Annotated in this window: 1 protein-coding gene; it reads left to right on the forward strand. The window is 37.6% G+C overall.

Translation table 11 applies throughout. The annotated features are described in order from the left end of the window. Positions 1–189: 189 nt before the first annotated feature. Positions 190–1,658 (forward strand): ABC transporter substrate-binding protein (locus Xmir_RS22025; RefSeq protein WP_244171025.1); only part of this gene is annotated, 1,469 nt, incomplete at its 3' end.

Genomic DNA, 1,658 nt, shown 5'->3' on the forward strand with positions numbered 1-1,658 from the left:
GATCAAAAGTGCAACGCTAATAATTAGCGTTGCACTTCTGCATTTGCGTCAATTTTAAGTTTAAATCTAATTCTAATGACTCGAAGAGATAACTCAAAGTGGTAATGTCTGTATCAGTAATGGTTATAAGGTAATAGTAATTTATGTAATGATTATTTAATAATAAAAACAGTTATGGAGATCACTAATATGCAGAAAATGCTGGTAATGATGATAAAAAATAAAATAACCAGATTATTAACCTGTTCTGTTAGCTTAATATTAGGAAGTATCACTTTCTCTTATGCTGCTATTGTTCCTCCCAATGTTCAATTAGCAGATAAACAAGAAATTACCCGTAATAATTTCTCTGAGCCCGGTTCTTTAGATCCACATAAATCTGAAGGTAGCAGTGAATTTGATATTTTGCGGGATTTTTTCGAGCGTTTAGTTGATACAGATAAAGAAGAAAATATTATTCCCGCTTTGGCTGAACGTTGGGAAAACAAAGATAATAAAACATGGATTTTCCATTTGAGAAAAGGCGTTAAATGGTCTGACGGTACACCGATTACGGCTCAAGATGTGGTCTTTTCTTTCCAGCGGTTGGTCACGCCCGACACTATTTCTCCTTATGGTAGCTACCTAATACAAGCTAAGATTGTGAATGCCCGTGATGTACTGTCTGGTAAGAAAAAACCGGAAGAACTGGGTGTAAGAGCATTGGATGATGCAACGATAGAAATTACACTGGAAAGGCCAAAAGCAGGGTTTCTGCAAATGCTGGCGCATCCTGCGATGTCTCCCGTCAGTGAAGCGGTTATCAAAAAATATGGTATTAAATGGACGCAGCCACAAAATTTTGTCAGTAATGGGCCTTTTAAACTCTCTGAATGGGTTGTGAATGAGAAAATTGTCGGTGTCAGAAATCCTTATTATTGGGATGATAAAAATACCATAATTAACAAAGTTACTTACTTACCATTATCAGATTATAAAGCCGATCTTAACCGCTATATGACAGGTGAGATTGATATATCCAATGGTGGACCATCGGAATTCTCATCAATGGTTAAGGAAAAATTTGGTGATCAACTCCATATTAAACCCATACTGGGGGTCTATTATTATCTGTTTAATACACAAACGCCGCCATTTAATGATGTTCGGGTCAGACAGGCACTGGCTTTAGCCGTAGATAGGAACATTATTACTGATAAGGTATTGGGGAATGGCCAAAAACCCGCTTATGATGTGGTTTTTCCAGGCACAGGGGGGATTCATTTAAAGCATCCTGAATATGCCTCATGGACACAGGAGCAGCGTATTGAAAAGGCCAAAGCGTTACTGAGTGAGGCTGGTTTTAATGAAAAGAACCGGCTTAAGCTTACCTTGTTGTATAACACTTCCGAAGCCCATAAAAAAATAGCCATTGCTGCCAGCTCAGTGTGGAGAAAGAATCTTGGTGTGAAAGTTGTTTTACAAAATCAAGAATCTAAAACACAGAGTGCCAGTATGGCTCAAGGTGATTTTGAACTGACAAGATACGCATGGAATGCCGATTATAATAGCCCGATCAGCTTCTTGGATATTTTCACGTCAGGTAATACCAATAACCATATGAGATATCAAAATAAGGAATTTGATAAATGGGTTTTAAAAGCAGATGAAACTAACGA

The sequence above is a fragment of the Xenorhabdus miraniensis genome (assembly GCF_002632615.1).